This is a genomic window from Pseudonocardia sp. P1, assembly GCF_000178675.2.
Lineage (GTDB): Bacteria > Actinomycetota > Actinomycetes > Mycobacteriales > Pseudonocardiaceae > Pseudonocardia.
In genome coordinates this window covers 3,333,836-3,349,554 of record NZ_ADUJ02000001.1, presented here as the reverse complement: position 1 = coordinate 3,349,554, position 15,719 = coordinate 3,333,836, and the positions used below count along the sequence as shown (strand labels likewise).

The following is a 15,719-nucleotide window of genomic DNA, read 5'->3' as shown; positions in this document are numbered from 1 at the left end:
GAACGGTCCCGCACCCCGAGGGGCCGGGACGGTGGAGCGCGCATGCCCGGAGACTTCCGCGGCCCGCCCCCGCGCGGTGGTGGGCCACCGCCGGGCGGCCGGCCGCCGAGGCGCGGTGGCAGCCCGGGCTGGGCGAACCAGCCGGGTCGCGGCCCGCTGCCCGGGCACGGGGGCCGGCCGATGCCACCGCCGTCGCCGCCGCAGCGCCCGGCGGACCCGCCGCCCGGACGCGGTGGTGGTCCGCTGCGCAGGCCGCCGCCCGGTCGCGGGTCGGGGAACCCGCCGCCGCGGGGCGCGGTCCCGCCCGGCGGCGCGATGCCGCGCCCGGCCGGTGCCGCGGGCGGTGGCGGTGGTCCCGCCGGCCCGCCGGTGCACCCGGCGTCGCAGGCCCCGCGGGACGGCCGGGTCACCAAGGGCCCGACGCTGCCCGACTGGCGGCGGGTGCGCGGCTCGATGCGTGGCCGCTGGAAGGCCGTGCTCGTCGTGCTGCTGGTCGCGTTCGTCGGGTTCGGCGTCTACCTGGACCAGAACATGACCCGGGTGGAGGCGCTGCCGTCGGAGTCGGAGGCGTCGTCGTCCGGGACGAACTACCTGATCGTCGGCTCGGACAGCCGCGACGGCCTCTCCGCCGAGGACGAGGAACGCCTCGCCACCGGCGACGCCGCGGGCCAGCGCACCGACACGATCATGCTGCTGCACACCGGCAGCTCGGGGAGCGTGCTGGTCTCGCTCCCGCGCGACTCCTACGTCCCGGTGCCGGGCCAGGGCCGGAACAAGATCAACGCGGCGTTCGCGATCGGCGGCCCGCAGCTGCTCGTGCAGACCGTCGAGGGCGCGACCGGACTGCAGGTCGACCACTACGTCGAGGTCGGCTTCGGCGGCTTCGTCGGCGCGGTCGACGCGGTCGGCGGGGTCGACATGTGCATCCCGCAGTCGATCGAGGACCCGAAGGCCGGCCTGGACATCCAGGAGGGCTGCCAGGAGCTCGACGGCGGCACCGCGCTCGGCTACGTCCGCACCCGGGCCACGGCGGGCTCGGACTTCGACCGGGTCCAGCGGCAGCGGGAGTTCCTCTCGGCGCTGCTGAGCAAGGCGACCAGCCCGCTCACGCTGATCAACCCGTTCCGGATGGTGCCGCTGGCGTCGGCGGTGACGGACACGATCACCGTCGACGACACCGACCACATCTGGCACCTGGCCGGCCTGGCCTGGGGGATGCGGGGCGTATCGACCGGGGACGGCGTGCAGACGACGGTGCCGATCGGCGGCAGCAGCGGGTCGAACCTGCGCTGGGACCAGGAGCGGTCGGCGGCGCTGTTCGGGGCGTTGCAGCAGGACCAGGCACCGCCGGAGTCGAGCTTCGGGCCCTGAGCGGCTCAGGCGGTCTTGCGGGTCGAGCGGCGCCGCGTGGTGGCCGGCTTCGTGCCGCCGCCCTCGGTGCCGGTCGCCGCGGTCTCCTTCTCCTCGGTGCTCTTCCGGGAGCGCGAGCGGGTCGAGGACCCGGAGGACCCCGAGGACTTCGTGCCCGACGAGCTCCGCGATCCCGAGCCGGACGCCGCGGTCTCCTTCTTCCCGCCCGTGGACCCACCGGACTTCGTCCCTGCCGTCGTCCGTGCCGCGTCCACACTCGCCTGCAGGGCGGACAGCAGGTCGCTCATGGAGTCCGCGCCGTCGTCGGCGCGTTCGGCGGCCGGCGCGGGCCGGGCGTCGCCGTCGGACTTCTTGGCCTCGATGAGATCGACCATCGCGTCGCGGTACTCGTCGTGGAACTCGGACGCGTCGAAGTCCGCGCCCATGCTCTCGACCAGCGACGACGCCATCTGCAGCTCCTGCGGCCGCAGCTCCACGTCGGTCTCGAGGATGTCGAAGTCCGGCGTGCGCACCTCGTCCGGCCAGATCAGGGTCTGCAGGACGATCGCCTTGTCCCGCACCCGCAGCAACGCCAGCGTCTCGCGCTGCCGCAGCGCCACCTTCACCACGGCCGTGCGGTCGGTCTCGTTCAGTGCCTCGCGCAGCAGCGCGTAGGGCTTGGCGGCCTTGGTCTCCGGCTCCAGGTAGTAGCTCTTGTCGAACAGCATCGGGTCGATCTGCTCGTTCGGCACGAACTCGATCACGTCGATCTCGTGGCCGGTGGCGACCGGGAGGGAGGCGAGATCGTTCTCGTCGAGGGTGATCAGCTCACCCTCGGGCGTCTCGAAGCCCTTGACGATGTCGGCGTAGGAGACCTCCTCGCCGCACACCTCGCAGGTCCGCTTGTAGCGGATCCGGCCGCCGTCCTCACCGTGCACCTGGTGGAAGCGCACGTCGTGGTTGGAGGTGGCCGAGTAGACCTTGATCGGGACGCTGACCAGCCCGAACGACACGGCGCCGCTCCAGATCGCCCGCATGAGGTGTTCCCCCTCGGTACCGGTCGCGCGGCCACAGGACGTGGCGCGCCGGACATTCGGTGACAGCATGACGGTGTGTTGCCCATGCTCGCCACCCCCGGACCGCTCCCGACCGGTCCCGGCTGGTCGTTCGAGGTCAAGTGGGACGGCATGCGCGTGCTGGCATCGGTCACCGAGGGTGACGACGGCCGGGCACTCGTCCTGCGTACCCGTTCCGGCCGGGACGTCACGGCGAACTTCCCGGAACTCGCCGAGCTCGCCGGTGCGGCCCCCGACGTCGTGCTCGACGGGGAGGTCGTCCTGCTCGACGCCGGCGTCCCCAGCTTCGCCGCGCTCGCCCACCGCATGCAGGGCGTCGTCGGCGCCGCCGCCGCGGAGCGCCGCCCCGTCACCTTCATGGTGTTCGACGTTCTGCGGCTCTACGGGGTGTCGCTCCTCGACCGGCCGCTGTCCGAACGGCGGGCCACGCTGGAGCGGCTCGACCTGGGCGCGCTCGCGCACGTGGAGGCGTCGCCGCTGTACCCGGACGGGGCGTCGTTGCTGGCGGTGACCGCCGAGCGCGGGCTGGAGGGCGTTGTCGCGAAGAAGGAGTCGTCGGTGTACCGGCCGGGCCGGCGCAGCCCGGACTGGGTGAAGGTCGCGCACCGGCACTCGCAGAGCTGCGTGGTCGGCGGGCGGCGCCCGGAGAAGGGGAGCGGCAGCCGGATCGGGGCACTGCTGCTCGGCGTCCCCGGCCCGGACGGGCTGGAGTTCGCCGGGCGGGTCGGGTCCGGTCTCGCCGGTGACGCGGTGCAACAGCTCCTCACCGAGCGGCTCGGCCCGCTGACGGCGGAGTCGTCACCGTTCGCGCAGACCCTGCCCCGGCTCGACGCGGCCGGGGCCACCTGGTGCACGCCACGCGTCGTCGTGGAGGTCGCGCACCTCGGCTGGACGGCGGCCGGCCGGCTGCGCCAGCCGGTGTTCCGGGGGATCCGCGACGACGTCGACCCCACCGGGGTGCAACGGGAGCCGTGAGGATGACACGATCATCACTCTTCCGTGCACGCGGCGCGGCGTGCCGGACCTGGTCTGAGGCGATCCTCGAACGGTGGTGTGCATGGCGGTCATGCTGAGCTGGCGGTCCGGCCCGGAGGCCGGCGCCGCGACCGGGCTGGAGTCCGCCCGCATCACGGTGGCCGGTGGCGGTTTCCGCGCGGTCGGCCGGATGATCCGCGGCACGCCCGAGGGTGTGCTGACGGCGTCGTACCGGCTGGTCGTCGCCGCCGACGGGGCGCTGTCCCGGCTCGCGGTCGACGTCGCGACGGCCGAGGGCGAGCAGCAGCTCACGATCTCCCGCAGCACCGACGGCGTCTGGCTGGTCGACGACGGCTCCGGCGGCACCCGGGGCGCGTTCTCCGGCGCCCGCGACGTCGACCTCGCGTTCAGCCCCGTGTTCAACGCGCTGCCGATCCGCCGGCTCGGCCTGCACCGCGACCCGGCCGAACACGTCCTGCCGATGGTCTTCGTGGACCTGCCGACGCTCGCGGTGGAGGCCACCGAGCAGACCTACCGGACGGTGAGGTCGGCATCCGCGGCCGGGCCCGCCGTCGTCGGGTTCGCGGCCGGGGACGTCGCCGCGGACATGACGGTCGACGCCGACGGGTTCGTGCTCGACTACCCGGGCATCGCCACCCGGGTGGACCTCTAGGACTTCCAGGGCTCCACGACGTCGCCGCGGCGGCCCAGCTCGCGCAGCTCGGCGAACACGCCGTCGCCGTCGAGGGAGACCGGCAGTGCGAGCGGCTCGCGGGTGGCGGCCCAGCGCATCCGCGCCTCGTGCCCGGACCGCACGGTCGCCGCCAGCCCGCCGGTGGAGGCCAGCGCGCCGCGCATCGCGCCGAGGCGGCCCAGCGCGTCGTCGACGGCGCCGAGCAGCGCGGCCCGGTTGCCCTCGCACATCGCGAGCACCAGCTCGGGCCGGGTGCCGGCGACCCGGGTGCCGTCGGCGAACGAGCTCGCGGACAGCGCCAGCGCGAGATCGTCGCCCTGCTCCCCGGCGCCGACCGACGCGAGCACCGCCGCGAACAGGTGCGGCAGGTGCGAGATCCGGGCGACGGCCGTGTCGTGCTCGTCGACCGCCGACGGCACGACCCGCGCCCCGCAGGCCCAGGCCAGCTCGGCGACGTCGCGCCACACGTCGACGTCGAGACCGTCGTCGGCGGCGACCACCCAGGCGGCGTCGCCGAACAGGTCCGGGTCCCCGGCGGCCCAGCCGGACTCGGCGGTGCCGGCCATCGGGTGCCCGCCGACGTAGCGGGCCCGCGGCGCGAACTCGGCGACGGCGTCGGCGACCGGGATCTTGACGCTCACCGCGTCGGTGAGCCGGCAGGTGGGGGCGACGGCGTCGATCCGCCGGAGCACCGGTTCCAGCGCGGTCAGCGGGACGGCGACGACGACCAGCGCATCGGAGTCGGCGGCCCGGGTCAGCGCGGCGTCGGTGTCGGTGGTGACGTCGAACCCGTCGGCGACGGCGGCCGCCGCGGTGGCGTCGGACGCGGCGGTCCCCCAGACCTCCCGCCCGGCACGGGCCGCGGCCCGCATCAGCGACCCGCCGATCAGTCCGGTCCCCAGCACGCACACCGCTCGCATGCGTCCGAAGGGTAGAGACCCGCCCGCGGCCCCCTCGATCACGCCCCGGACTCCAGGAACGCCGCACCGCGCGGCGAGATCCGGTAGCCGACCTCCAGGCTCTCGGTCAGCCCGAGGTCCTTGAGCTTGCGGACGTCGAGCTTGAACGGGTCCCGCTCCCGCCCGGCCCGCGCGGCGAGATCGGCGGCGCGCTCCCCGGGGTGCGCCGCGACCAGCCGCAGCGTCGCCCGGGTCCACGGCCCGTGCCGCGACGCCCGGTCGAGCCGGTCCAGCCGCGCCGCGATCCCGTCGAGGTCGTCCAGGGACTCCCGCAGCGCGATCCGCGGATCCGCACCCGCCGCACGCAACCGGATCCGCCAGACCGGGTCCTCGTCGCGCACCCCGTCGCCGGTCGACGCACCCGTCGCGTGGGGTGCGGCACCAGGTGACGAGGTGCTCCGGGACCGGCGGAACGACCGCAGCACCTCGGCCGCGGACGCCGCACCGGCGGCGCGGGCGTCGTCGTCGGTGAGGGTCGCCGGATCGACCTGCTCGACCGCGACGATCTCCACGACGCCCGCCGCGGTCCGCAGCGTCGAGCCGGCCCGGACCCGCGGCCGTGCCCACCGGCGGTAGACGCGGTTCACCTCGCCCGCGGCGACCCCGCGCGCCACCGCGACCGGGAGGATCACCGCAGTGCCCCCTCGAGCGCGCGCCCCAGGTCCAGCAGGACGTCCTCGCCGACGGTGATCCCGGCGAGCTGGACGCCGGCCGGGAGCCCCGGCACCGGCACCGGCAGCGCCACCACCGGGCGGTCGGTGAGGTTGAACGGCACCGTCGCCTCGAGCAGCGAGAGCATGACCGACGCCCCCACGGACTCCTCCTCGCCGATCGGCGTCGCCCGCAGCTTCGTGGTGGGGCAGAGGAGGACGTCGCAGGTCAGCCGGTCGAGGAACGCGGCGGAGAGCCGGGTGCGGTCCCGCCTCGCGTCGATGTAGTGATGGGCGGGGGCGTCGGCGGACCGGACGAACCGCGCGGCCGTCGCCGGCTGGTACTCGTCGCGGCGGGTGGCGTACCACCCCCGGTGCGTCGCGTACGCCTCCGCGCCGGTGATCGTCGCGTACGTCGCGGCCAGCTCCGCGACGTCGGGGGTGTCCTGGTCGGACACCGGGTGGCCGAGCGCGGCGAGCGCGTCCGCCGCACCCCGGACGGCGTCGGCGATCGCGGGGTCGTGCGTCCGCCACCAGGCACCGGTCGCGACACCGATCCGCAGCCGACGGCCGTCGGCGGCCGGTCCCGCGGCACCCAGCGCGGCCCGGGCCGTCGCGAGCCCGGCCGCGTCGGCCGCGATCAGGCCGACGGTGTCGAACGACTCGGCCAGCGGGAACACCCCCGCGCCCGGGAGCGCGCCGCGCCGCGGCTTGAGCCCGGCGACGCCGCAGAGCGCGGCCGGGGTGCGCACGCTGGCCCCGGTGTCGGTCCCGACGGCCAGCGGCAGGTGCCCCGCGGCGACGGCCGCCGCGGACCCCGACGACGACCCGCCCGTCACCCGGGACAGGTCGTGCGGGTTGCGGGCCGGGCCGGTCGCCGCGACGTCGCCGACCGGCCCGTAGGCGAACTCGTGGGTGTGCAGCTTCCCGACGACGACCGCCCCGGCCGCGCGCAGCATCGCGACGACCGGTGCGTCGGCGGCCGCGGGCGGGGCGTCGGCGAGGATCCGGGACCCGCACCGGGTCGGCAGCCCGGCGACGTCGATCAGGTCCTTGATCCCGACCGCGACGCCGTGCAGCGGCCCGGCCCGCTCTCCGCGGGCGGACATCGCCGTCAGCTCGGCCGCGCGGGCCCGGGCGCGGTCGGCGTCGAGCTCGACCACGCAGTTGGTCTCGTCCTGTTCCAGCCGGGCGAGGACGTCGTCGACGTGCTCGGTGGGGGAGATCCCGCCGGTGTCCAGGGCCCGCAACAGATTGGGGAGCGACAGCACGCGCTCAGCGTGCCGTCGCTCCCCGGGGAGGACAAGCGATCAGTGCGTGGCGCGGGCGAGCTCCCGCGCCTCCTCCTCGCTGCCGGCGGACGGCTGCGACCCGCGCAGCGGCCTGCCGTTGGTCTCCGGCAGGAACCACAGCGTCACGACACCGACGACGCCGGCACCGATGAGGTAGTAGCCGGGCCACAGCAGGTCCCCGGTGGTCAGCACGAGTGCCGACATCACCAGCGACACGGTCCCCGCGAAGGCCGAGACGAAGATGTTGAACGCGATCGACAGGCCGCCGTAGCGGATCTCGGTCGGGAACACCGCGGGCAGCGTCGACGGGGCCGCCGAGGAGAAGCAGATCAGCAGCCCGCCCATGAGCACGAGGCCGAGCAGCACCGAGGGCACCGAGCCGTTCTGCATCAGCAGGATCATCGGGATGCCCAGGATGATCAGACCGCCGGCACCCGTCCACATGATCGGCTTGCGGCCGACCCGGTCCGAGAGCCGCCCGAGGAACGGGATGACCAGCACGGCGACCCACAGCACGGCGATCTGCAGCCAGGCCGAGGTCTGCGAGTCGATCGCGGTGCCGCCGTGTGCGGCGACGTCGTCCTCCAGGTAGGTCGGCATGTAGCTGGTGAGCATGTAGTTGGTGACGTTCCAGGCGACCACGATGCCGCCGACCATCACGAACGTCGGCAGGTACTTCGTGAAGATCAGCCGGAAGCCGTCCTTCACCTCGGTCCCCTCGCGCTCCTCGGACTGGGAGAGCAGCGTCTGGAACGCCGGGGTCTCCTCCAGCCGCACCCGCAGGTAGACGCCGACGAGGCCGAGCGGCAGGGCCACGAAGAACGGGATCCGCCAGCCCCAGTCGGCCATGAACCCCTCGCTGAAGATCAGCGGGAGGACCGACGCGACGGTGGCGCCGAAGGCGTAGCCGACGAACGTGCCGAGCTCCAGGAAGCTGCCGAAGTACCCGCGCCGGCGGTCCGGGCTGTACTCGGCGATGAAGGTCATCGCGCCCGCGTACTCGCCGCCGGTGGAGAAGCCCTGCACCACCCGGGCGCAGACCAGCAGGATCGGTGCCGCGATCCCGATCGTCGCGTAGGACGGGATGAGCCCCATCAGGAACGTCCCGAACGCCATCATGATCACCGTGATGGACAGGACCTTGGTCCGGCCGATGCGGTCACCGAGCGGTCCGAAGAACAACCCGCCCAGCGGACGGAAGAAGAACGCGACGGCGAACGTCGCGAACACGGCGACCTGGGCGAGTGGCCCGGGCGGAAAGAACTGCGCCTCGATCGTCGTGGCCAGATAGCCGTACACACCGAAGTCGAACCATTCGGTGATGTTCCCGACCGCGGCGGCGGCGACCGCCCGCTTCATGGTGGCCGGGTCGGTCACGGTGACGCCCGGATGGCTCCCACCTGCTTGTTCGTCCACGTCCATCCCCCTGACGACATCTGCGAAGAACCGACGCTTACGTCACGTAACTGTCGGTCCATGGTGATGTGTCCGATTTCGTACTTACTTTTGTCCAACGCTAACCAACGGCTCGGAGAACTGCCGGGCGGAGCGGTATCGACGTGTGGCACGAATCATCGGTCCACCGTTCCCCGAGGGGCGGACATCACCCGGGGGCCGGTGGGAGAATCCCTGGTGGGCGCAGTCAGCGTCGTCGTATCGCAAGCGCCGTCGTACCGCCCGGGTCATCCGGACCCGGTCACCGGACACGGCGCGTGCCACCGGTGAGGAGGAGCCGTCATGGCGACCGTTTTCATGTCGATCATCGCGAGCACGGGAGCAGGCCTGGCGGTCACCGCCGGCCTGGCCGCCTACGCCCAGCGCAACTGGAAGGGCTACGGCCGCGCGACCGTCGCGGACGAGACCGCCTGAGAGACGTCGTGACCGTGGGGCGGGTCCTGCCGGACCCGCCCCACCGTCGTGTCCGGGGTCAGGACAGGGCGGCCAGCGCCAGCCCGGCGAGGACCGCGACGCCGGACGGGAACGCGGCCTCGTCGAACACCACCCGGTTCGAGTGGTTCGGTGCGGCCTCGCCCGCCGCGACGCCCGGCGGCCGCGCCCCGAGGAAGGCGAGCGCACCCGGGACGCGCTGCAGCACGTAGGAGAAGTCCTCCGACCCCATGAGCGGGTCACGCATCGGGACGCAGGCGCGGGTGCCGAGCACCCGCCTGCCCACGTCGGCCAGCGACGCGGTCGCGGCCTCGTCGTTCACCGTCACCGGGTAGCCGGGGACGATCGTCACCTCCGCGGTGCAGCCGTGCGCGAGCGCGACATGGCGGCAGTGCTCGCCGATCTCGCGGTGCAGCAGTGCCCGCACCGGCTCGGACAGGGTGCGCAGCGTCCCGGTCAGCTCCGCGGTCTCCGGGATGACGTTGTCCGTCGTGCCCGCCTGGATCCGGGCGACCGTCAGCACCGCCGCCTCGTGCGGCCCCACCCGCCGGGTCAGCACCGTCTGCAGCCCGCCGACCATCGCCGCGGCCGCCGGGACGGGATCACACGCGTCCTGCGGGGCCGACGCGTGACCGCCCCGTCCGGTCACCCGGACCTCCACGACGTCGGCCGCGGCCATGATCGGGCCCGGCCGGTGGTGCAGCTCCCCGGCCGGCACGGTGGAGGAGATGTGCAGCGCGTAGGCCAGCTCGGGGTCGTCGTCCAGCAGCCCGTCGTCGATCATGTGCCGGGCCCCGTGGAACCCCTCCTCGCCCGGCTGGAACATCAGCAGCACCCGGCCGGCGATGCGGTCCCGGTGGCCCGCGAGCAGGCGGGCCGCGGAGGCGAGCATCGCCGTGTGCGTGTCGTGCCCGCAGGCGTGCATCGCGCCGTCGGTCCGGGAGGCGAACTCCAGCCCGGTGGCCTCCTGCAGGGGGAGCGCGTCCATGTCCCCGCGCAGCAGCACCGTCGGCCCCGGGCGATCGCCCTCCAGGACGGCGACGACCGAGCTGCACGACGTCCCCGTCCGGATCGTCAGCGGCAGGTCCCGCAGCGTCCGGAGCACGGCGTCGCGGGTGCGGGGCAGCTCCAGCCCGAGCTCCGGTGCGGCGTGCAGCTCCCGGCGCAGCGCGACGGTGCGCGGTTGGAGTGCGCGGGCGGCCGCGAGCAGGTCACCGGGCAGCCCGGCGACGGACGCGGCAGTGATCGGCACGGGGTTCGGCACCCACCGATCGTCGCCCACCACCGTCCGCCGGGCGACGGCGGCGCCGATGTGACCACGCATACCTGGTCGTGGCGTGGCTCACAGCGGCCATCGGACGTACCGTTGTCGTCGTGCCCACCCAGAGTGTCGAGGCCGCCCCGGACACCCGGGGCGCCGCCCTGCCCGGATTCGCGGTCGCCGCGATCCGCGAGGAGGGGCGGTGGCGCTGCGTCCGGCTCGACCAGGCCACCCTGGTCGATCTCGACGCGGCGATCACGGCACTGCGCGCGCAGCGGTCCACCGGAGCCGTGCTGGGCCTGCTCGACGTCGACGACGAGTTCTTCGTCCTCCTCCGCCCGTCGCCGGGCGGGGTGCGGCTGCTGATCTCCGACGCCGTCGCGGCACTGGACTACGACGTCGCGGCCGACGTGCTGGACCTGCTCCGGGTCGAGCTCCCCCCGGACGACGACGCACTGGACGACCCCTGGCCCGAGGGTGACCTCGGCATCGTGGCCGATCTCGGCCTGCCCGCCGACGAGCTGGAGATCCTGGTCGGCGACCTGGAGCTCTACCCCGACGAGCAGCTCGACACGATCGCCCGACGCTGCGGCTTCGCCACCCAGCTGGACGAGCTCGTCAACGCCTGAGTTGTATCGCGCCGCCGACGACCGTGCCCTCGGTCGCGCCCTCGAGGTCGCGCGCGGTGCCGCCGCGAGTGACGACGTGCCGATCGGTGCGGTCGTGCTCGACGCCGACGGCACCGAGCTCGCCGCCGCCTGTAACGCACGGGAGGCGCTCGGGGACCCCACCGCGCACGCCGAGGTGCTGGCCCTGCGCGCCGCCGCCCGCGTCGTCGGCTCCTGGCGGCTCACCGGCACGACCCTCGCCGTGACCGTCGAGCCGTGCACGATGTGTGCCGGCGCGATCGGGCTCGCCCGGGTCGAGCGGGTCGTGTTCGGCGCCTGGGAGCCGAAGACCGGGGCGGCCGGATCGCTGTGGGACGTGCTGCGCGACCGTCGGCTGAGCCACCGGCCCGAGGTCGTCGGCGGCGTCCGTGCTGGTGAGGCCGCCGCGCTGCTCCAGGAGTTCTTCGGCCGCCCCCCGTCCGTCAGCGACGGGTAGCCGTCTTGTAGCCTTCTCGGCGGTAGCGTGTCCGAGCGGCCGAAGGAGCGCGCCTCGAAAGCGCGTGAGGTTCATAGCCTCCGTGGGTTCAAATCCCACCGCTACCGCCACACCGGGAAGCCGGGTCCGTCAGGGCCCGGCTTCCGGTCTTTCCGGGGGTCGATCGGCCCCTCGCCGCCCCGCATGCCGGAAGCCGGGCCCCTCCCCGGGACCCGGCCTCCGATCGTGCACCGGCGCGTCCGGCCGCCCCGACCCCCGACGGAGCGGCACGATGGACGACGCCGGCCCGGGCTCGACACTCTGCCCCTGTGTCGAGACCGGGTCGGCCCTCAGAGCAGGCCGTCGACCACCGGGCCCGCGGCCTCCCAGACACCGCCCAGCAGGCCACCGACGCCTTCGGCGACGCCGGTCAGCAGGCCGGTGCGGCCCTCGCCGTCGTCCGCGACGGACGACACGTGCTCGCCACCGACGGCGGAGTGGCCCGCGTAGGACTCACCCGCCATCGCGGACCCCGCCAGCCCGATGCCCGCGGCACCCACGGCGGCAGCTCCTACGGCGATCCGAACTCGATTCCTCACGTACCCGTTTCCTCTCGTCGATCGTTGTGACGGCGTGGCCCGGGACGACCCCGGAACACGGCGCGAATGCTGATCGACTCGCGACGAGGGCGGCAATCGGCCGTCGGGGCGCAGCCGAACGGGTGTACCGGCTGCCGGGCGGTCGAGCCCGGCGCGCTCGGCCGGACGCCCGGCGGGGCCGGTGCGCCGGTCACGGCCGATGTCCCACGTCTGCCACCGCGGCGCGTGCGGGGTTGGCGCCAGGGCCGCAGGGGCGACGGACGGCGGCGGGGTTGCCCGGCGAACGCATGAATCCCGGATCGCAACGGGGCCGTGATCTGCGAGCGGCGCCGACGAGCGGAGCGGCCGCCACGATGACCGGCGGTCACCGGTCGCGAGCGGGTCTCGCCGGGGTGACGGGGCGGTCTCGGCGCCGGTGCGCGATGCGCCTCGCCTCCGGAGACCGTCGTGGGGGATGTCGTCGCGGCGGCCCGAGTCGTTTCACCCGGCGGCCGGTGACGTGTGCCGACCGCGGGGACGGCCGGGTGCCCGGCCCGGCCGGACCGGCGCACCGTTCCGCGGTGATCCGCTCCGAACCGCTCCGACCTGCGACGACACCGTCTCCGACCGTGGTCCGACGCCGCGGATCCACCCCTGCTCCGATGTGTCCGGCACCCGTCCGGCGCGACCCTGGAGGCACCTCGGAGACACGACCGGGAGACACGAAGGAGCTGGAGATGACCACCATGACCACCGACCCGCACGGACCTGCCCCGCGAGCGGCCGGAGACCCGGACGCCTACCCCGTGCTGACGGTCCTGATGCTGATGCTCGGCGGTTTCGTCCTGCCGGTCGTCGGCTGGCTGGCCGGCGTCGTGATGCTCTGGACCGGCCGCGCCTGGAGCACCGGCGAGAAGTGGCTGGGGACGCTCGTGTGGCCGGCCGTCGTCGTCGTGCCGGGTGGTCTGGTGCTCGCCACCGGCGCCCTGGGAGGCGTGGGGAACGGCGCGCCGGGCTGGCTGATCGTCGCCGCGGCCGTGCTCGGTGTGCTGGGCGTCCTCGTCCTGCTGCCGTGGACCTTCGTCCGGCTCCTGCGCGCCGGGCGCCGTTGATCCGGCCCGTGCACCGCGCCGCCGTGCACCCGCGCCCGTCGTCGGCTCCTCCGGCGCGGGTGCGGACGCGGCATTTCGGACGACACCCTGTCGCCGGTTCGGTCTTTCTGGTCGCTGTTCACCCGTACGGGTGGCATGCGCCACTGGCAGGCAACCTGCCTGTGCGGACCCACGGCCACCGATCGATCCGCATCTGCGGATAAGGGTGCCCTGACCGGCGGGTCGTTGACCTGCGAATCAGATGGTCGCACACAACCGTCCTCGCGGAGATCGATCGACAGCGTCCACGCGTACCGGCGCGTAACCGTCGAAAGAACCGCCTCGTTGCCCGTTTCGAGAGCCCGCGGCAGTCCCCGCTCCCCGCTACGGACGCCGCTGCACGGGCTCACGCAACGCAGCACCCCCGGAGAGGACAACGATGCCCGCTCACAGCGCGCCCGCCCCCGAGCGCCCGACGCCCGGCGGCAGCCGGAAGAACGTCAGCCGGCGCCGCTTCCTCGGCTACCTCGTCGCTGCCCCGACCCTGGTCGTCGCGGCAGAGATGGGTCGCCAGGCGGTGTTCAACGGCGCGCCGCAGGCGAACGCCGCGGCCATCCCCTCGCCGCCGCTGCCTGCCGAGCTCTACGACCTGCTCGACGCGCTGCGCGACGCTGCGCGACCGACCGCGAACCTCATCAAGATCGAGGTAAACCGGGACGGCACGGTGTCGTTCGCGATGCCCCGCTCGGACAACGGCCAGGGCATCATCACCTCGACGCAGATGATCATCGCCGAGGAGATGGACCTCGACCCGGACCAGGTGATCGTCACCCTGGCCGATGCCCGCCCCGAGCTGGTGTTCAACCAGCTCACCGCCGGTTCGAGCACGACCTTCACCACGTTCGCGGCGTTCCGGGTCGCGGCGGCTCTGGCCAAGGGTCGCCTGCTCGACGCCGCTGCGGCGGAGCTGGGGCAGGACAAGGCCGTCCTCACGAGCCGGACCGGGCTGATCCTGGGGCAGAACGGCGAGGAGCTGCCGTTCGGCGAGCTGACCGAGGCGGCGGCCAGCCCGGTGAACGAGGCGGTCGAGGTCATCCTCAAGCCGCGCGAGGAGTTCACCGTCATCGGGAAGCCGCGGACCAAGTCCGACGCCCGGGCGATGGTGACGGGCAAGAAGCAGTTCGCCACCGACCTGGCGATCCCCGACGCACTGCCGACCGTGATCTGCCGCGGGCCGAACCTCAACTCCGCCCCGCAGGGCGCGAACAACATCGACGAGGTCCGGAACATGCCCGGCGTCACCGATGTCGAGGAGATGACGACCGGCGTCGCGGTCCGGGCCAAGACCTTCGGCCAGGCGATCGACGGCGTCAACGCGCTGGACGTCAACTGGGACGGCGGCACGGTCGAGGGCGAGAGCGACCAGACGGTCCTGGACCAGCTCCGCCGGGCCGAGCTGCCACTCGCCGTCCCGCAGGTTCCGGGCGACACGCTCGAGGGCGACTTCACCTTCTACTTCCGCAGCAACTCCTCGCTGGAGACCAACTGCGCGATCGCCGATGTGCGCGGCGACACCGCGGAGATCTGGGGTCCGGCCAAGAACCCGATCGCCGCGCAGGCCGAGATCGCCAAGAAGCTGGGCATCCCGCAGAACTCGGTCACGTTCCACGTGACCGAGGGTGGTGGGTCGTTCGGTCGGAAGCTGTTCTCGGACGCCGCCGAGGAGGCGGCAGAGGTCTCCCAGCTCATGGGCAAGCCGGTCAAGCTGATGTGGACCCGCTCCGACGACTCGCGCCAGGGCCGTACCCACCCGATGGCGACCTGCCGCGTGCGAGCCCAGGTCAGTGGTGAGGCGGTCTCCAGCTTCGAGATCCGGCACACCAGTGTCGCGACCGAGGGCAACCCCGGTCTCGGTGAGGCGGTCACCGCGGCGGCCCAGAAGGCGCCGGGCGGCAACTACACGGTCTCGCAGGCCCTCTACATCACCACGCAGACCAACCCGTACAACGTCGGCGTGGCGACCTCCCTGCTCAACGAGATCGACATGCGGTTCAACACCAGCTCGATGCGCAACATCTACTCACCGGACACGGCGACCGCGCGTGAGCTGATGATCGACCAGGTGGCGGCGAAGATGGGCAAGGACCCGTACGAGTTCCGGTCCGCCTACACCAAGCTGGAGCGCTACAAGAAGGTCCTGGACCGGGCGGCCGAGGAGGCCGACTGGGGCAAGTCCATGGCGGACGGCACCGCGCAGGGCATCGCGATGCACGTCGAGTACAAGGGTGTCGCAGTCGCCGTCGTCGAGCTGGACTGCCGCCCGGAGACGGTGAACCGGGAGATCCGCTCGGCGCGGACCGGTCCGCGCGTCACCAAGGTGACCTACGTCGTCGACCCCGGCCTGATCATCAACCCGCGCGGCTACGAGGCGCAGATGATGGGCGGCATCAACGACGGCATCGCCATGACACTGACCTCGGGCCTGCACCTCGAGGACGGTCACTTCATCGAGGCGAGCTGGGACAACTACTTCTACACCCGGCAGTGGAACACCCCGCCCGAGATGAACATCGTCCTCATCGAGGACTCCGAGGCCCCGGAGCCGGGTGGGGCCGGAGAGTTCGGTGTCGCCGCCACCTGTGGCGCGATCGCCTGTGCCTACGCCCGCGCCACCGGCGAGGTGCCCACCCAGTTCCCGATCCTGCACAACGAGCCGCTGCCGTTCGAGCCGTACCCGACGATCCCGCCGGTCCCGCCGTCGCCCACCGACGGCCGCGAGCTGGCGCGCTGAGCGCGGCCCCTCCAGAGCTGAATCAGGAGTTC

General features: G+C 73.6%; 15 protein-coding genes and 1 tRNA gene. 9 read left to right on the top strand and 7 right to left on the bottom strand.

Annotated elements, in window-relative coordinates:
- The first annotated feature begins 42 nt into the window (after window positions 1-42).
- Window positions 43-1,371, top strand: a complete 1,329-nt coding sequence (locus PP1_RS15240; RefSeq protein WP_083680335.1) for an LCP family protein — start codon at window positions 43-45, stop codon at window positions 1,369-1,371.
- A gap of 5 nt (window positions 1,372-1,376) precedes the next feature.
- Here the strand turns inward: PP1_RS15240 and ku are convergent, their stop codons facing one another.
- Window positions 1,377-2,456 carry a non-homologous end joining protein Ku gene (ku, locus tag PP1_RS15235; RefSeq protein ID WP_249265919.1) on the bottom strand — a complete coding sequence of 360 codons (1,080 nt, stop codon included), beginning with the start codon at window positions 2,454-2,456 and terminating at the stop codon, window positions 1,377-1,379.
- A gap of 15 nt (window positions 2,457-2,471) precedes the next feature.
- On the opposite strand from ku, the gene ligD reads away from it, so the two are divergent.
- Both ligD and PP1_RS15225 read left to right on the top strand, forming a co-directional pair.
- Window positions 2,472-3,401 carry a non-homologous end-joining DNA ligase gene (ligD, locus tag PP1_RS15230; protein WP_010239409.1) on the top strand — a complete coding sequence of 310 codons (930 nt, stop codon included), beginning with the start codon at window positions 2,472-2,474 and terminating at the stop codon, window positions 3,399-3,401.
- 82 nt (window positions 3,402-3,483) lie between these two features.
- Window positions 3,484-4,074, top strand: a complete 591-nt coding sequence (locus PP1_RS15225; RefSeq protein WP_010239407.1) for a putative glycolipid-binding domain-containing protein — start codon at window positions 3,484-3,486, stop codon at window positions 4,072-4,074.
- Here PP1_RS15225 and PP1_RS15220 read toward each other — a convergent pair.
- From PP1_RS15220 to PP1_RS15205, 4 genes are read right to left on the bottom strand one after another with little or no spacing between them, the layout of a single operon-like run.
- On the bottom strand, window positions 4,071-5,015 hold the full coding sequence (locus PP1_RS15220; RefSeq protein ID WP_029239840.1) for a prephenate dehydrogenase: 945 nt from the start codon (window positions 5,013-5,015) through the stop codon (window positions 4,071-4,073). The two genes, PP1_RS15225 and PP1_RS15220, sit on opposite strands and share 4 nt — an antisense overlap.
- A 38-nt stretch (window positions 5,016-5,053) precedes the next feature.
- Entirely contained in the window at window positions 5,054-5,686 is a 633-nt protein-coding gene (locus PP1_RS15215) for a hypothetical protein (RefSeq protein WP_075313918.1), read from the bottom strand.
- Window positions 5,683-6,975, bottom strand: a complete 1,293-nt coding sequence (locus tag PP1_RS15210; protein WP_139323744.1) for an amidase — start codon at window positions 6,973-6,975, stop codon at window positions 5,683-5,685. Before PP1_RS15210 ends, PP1_RS15215 begins: the two co-directional genes overlap by 4 nt.
- A gap of 39 nt (window positions 6,976-7,014) precedes the next feature.
- On the bottom strand, window positions 7,015-8,418 hold the full coding sequence (locus PP1_RS15205; RefSeq protein ID WP_050802322.1) for an MFS transporter: 1,404 nt from the start codon (window positions 8,416-8,418) through the stop codon (window positions 7,015-7,017).
- A 315-nt stretch (window positions 8,419-8,733) separates the two neighbouring features.
- On the opposite strand from PP1_RS15205, the gene PP1_RS15200 reads away from it, so the two are divergent.
- Window positions 8,734-8,865 (top strand): hypothetical protein, encoded by a 132-nt coding sequence (locus PP1_RS15200; protein WP_010227856.1) that lies wholly within the window; start codon window positions 8,734-8,736, stop codon window positions 8,863-8,865.
- Between the two features lie 58 nt (window positions 8,866-8,923).
- On the opposite strand, the gene PP1_RS15195 is transcribed toward PP1_RS15200, so the two are convergent.
- A complete protein-coding gene (locus PP1_RS15195) occupies window positions 8,924-10,147 on the bottom strand; it encodes a M20 metallopeptidase family protein (RefSeq protein WP_249265920.1) in 1,224 nt (407 codons plus the stop codon).
- A gap of 110 nt (window positions 10,148-10,257) precedes the next feature.
- Between PP1_RS15195 and PP1_RS15190 the strand changes: the two genes are divergently transcribed.
- The 3 genes from PP1_RS15190 (at window position 10,258) to PP1_RS15180 (ending at window position 11,358) form a co-directional block, all read left to right on the top strand.
- Window positions 10,258-10,773: a tRNA adenosine deaminase-associated protein gene (locus PP1_RS15190; protein ID WP_010227860.1), complete on the top strand. Its 516-nt coding sequence runs from the start codon at window positions 10,258-10,260 to the stop codon at window positions 10,771-10,773.
- Window position 10,774: 1 nt separating this feature from the next.
- Complete coding sequence (locus PP1_RS15185; protein ID WP_010227863.1) at window positions 10,775-11,248, top strand: nucleoside deaminase; 474 nt, start codon at window positions 10,775-10,777, stop codon at window positions 11,246-11,248.
- A 21-nt stretch (window positions 11,249-11,269) separates the two neighbouring features.
- Window positions 11,270-11,358, top strand: a tRNA-Ser gene (locus PP1_RS15180).
- Between the two features lie 219 nt (window positions 11,359-11,577).
- Here the strand turns inward: PP1_RS15180 and PP1_RS15175 are convergent.
- Window positions 11,578-11,787, bottom strand: a complete 210-nt coding sequence (locus PP1_RS15175) for a hypothetical protein (RefSeq protein ID WP_010227865.1) — start codon at window positions 11,785-11,787, stop codon at window positions 11,578-11,580.
- A 755-nt stretch (window positions 11,788-12,542) separates the two neighbouring features.
- Here PP1_RS15175 and PP1_RS15170 point away from each other — a divergent pair.
- Together PP1_RS15170 and PP1_RS15165 are read left to right on the top strand one after the other, a co-directional pair.
- Complete coding sequence (locus PP1_RS15170) at window positions 12,543-12,917, top strand: hypothetical protein (protein ID WP_010227867.1); 375 nt, start codon at window positions 12,543-12,545, stop codon at window positions 12,915-12,917.
- A 418-nt stretch (window positions 12,918-13,335) separates the two neighbouring features.
- Window positions 13,336-15,687: a molybdopterin cofactor-binding domain-containing protein gene (locus PP1_RS15165; protein WP_010227869.1), complete on the top strand. Its 2,352-nt coding sequence runs from the start codon at window positions 13,336-13,338 to the stop codon at window positions 15,685-15,687.
- The last annotated feature ends 32 nt before the right edge of the window (window positions 15,688-15,719 follow it).

What these genes read in the sequence shown, in the direction of transcription:
- PP1_RS15205 (WP_050802322.1), bottom strand. Translation starts at nt 8,418, where the DNA reads ATGGACGTGGACGAACAAGCAGGTGGGAGCCATCCGGGCGTCACCGTG.
- PP1_RS15165 (WP_010227869.1), top strand. Translation starts at nt 13,336, where the DNA reads ATGCCCGCTCACAGCGCGCCCGCCCCCGAGCGCCCGACGCCCGGCGGC.
- ligD (WP_010239409.1), top strand. Translation starts at nt 2,472, where the DNA reads ATGCTCGCCACCCCCGGACCGCTCCCGACCGGTCCCGGCTGGTCGTTC.
- PP1_RS15225 (WP_010239407.1), top strand. Translation starts at nt 3,484, where the DNA reads ATGGCGGTCATGCTGAGCTGGCGGTCCGGCCCGGAGGCCGGCGCCGCG.
- PP1_RS15220 (WP_029239840.1), bottom strand. Translation starts at nt 5,015, where the DNA reads ATGCGAGCGGTGTGCGTGCTGGGGACCGGACTGATCGGCGGGTCGCTG.
- PP1_RS15240 (WP_083680335.1), top strand. Translation starts at nt 43, where the DNA reads ATGCCCGGAGACTTCCGCGGCCCGCCCCCGCGCGGTGGTGGGCCACCG.
- PP1_RS15200 (WP_010227856.1), top strand. Translation starts at nt 8,734, where the DNA reads ATGGCGACCGTTTTCATGTCGATCATCGCGAGCACGGGAGCAGGCCTG.
- PP1_RS15170 (WP_010227867.1), top strand. Translation starts at nt 12,543, where the DNA reads ATGACCACCATGACCACCGACCCGCACGGACCTGCCCCGCGAGCGGCC.
- ku (WP_249265919.1), bottom strand. Translation starts at nt 2,456, where the DNA reads ATGCTGTCACCGAATGTCCGGCGCGCCACGTCCTGTGGCCGCGCGACC.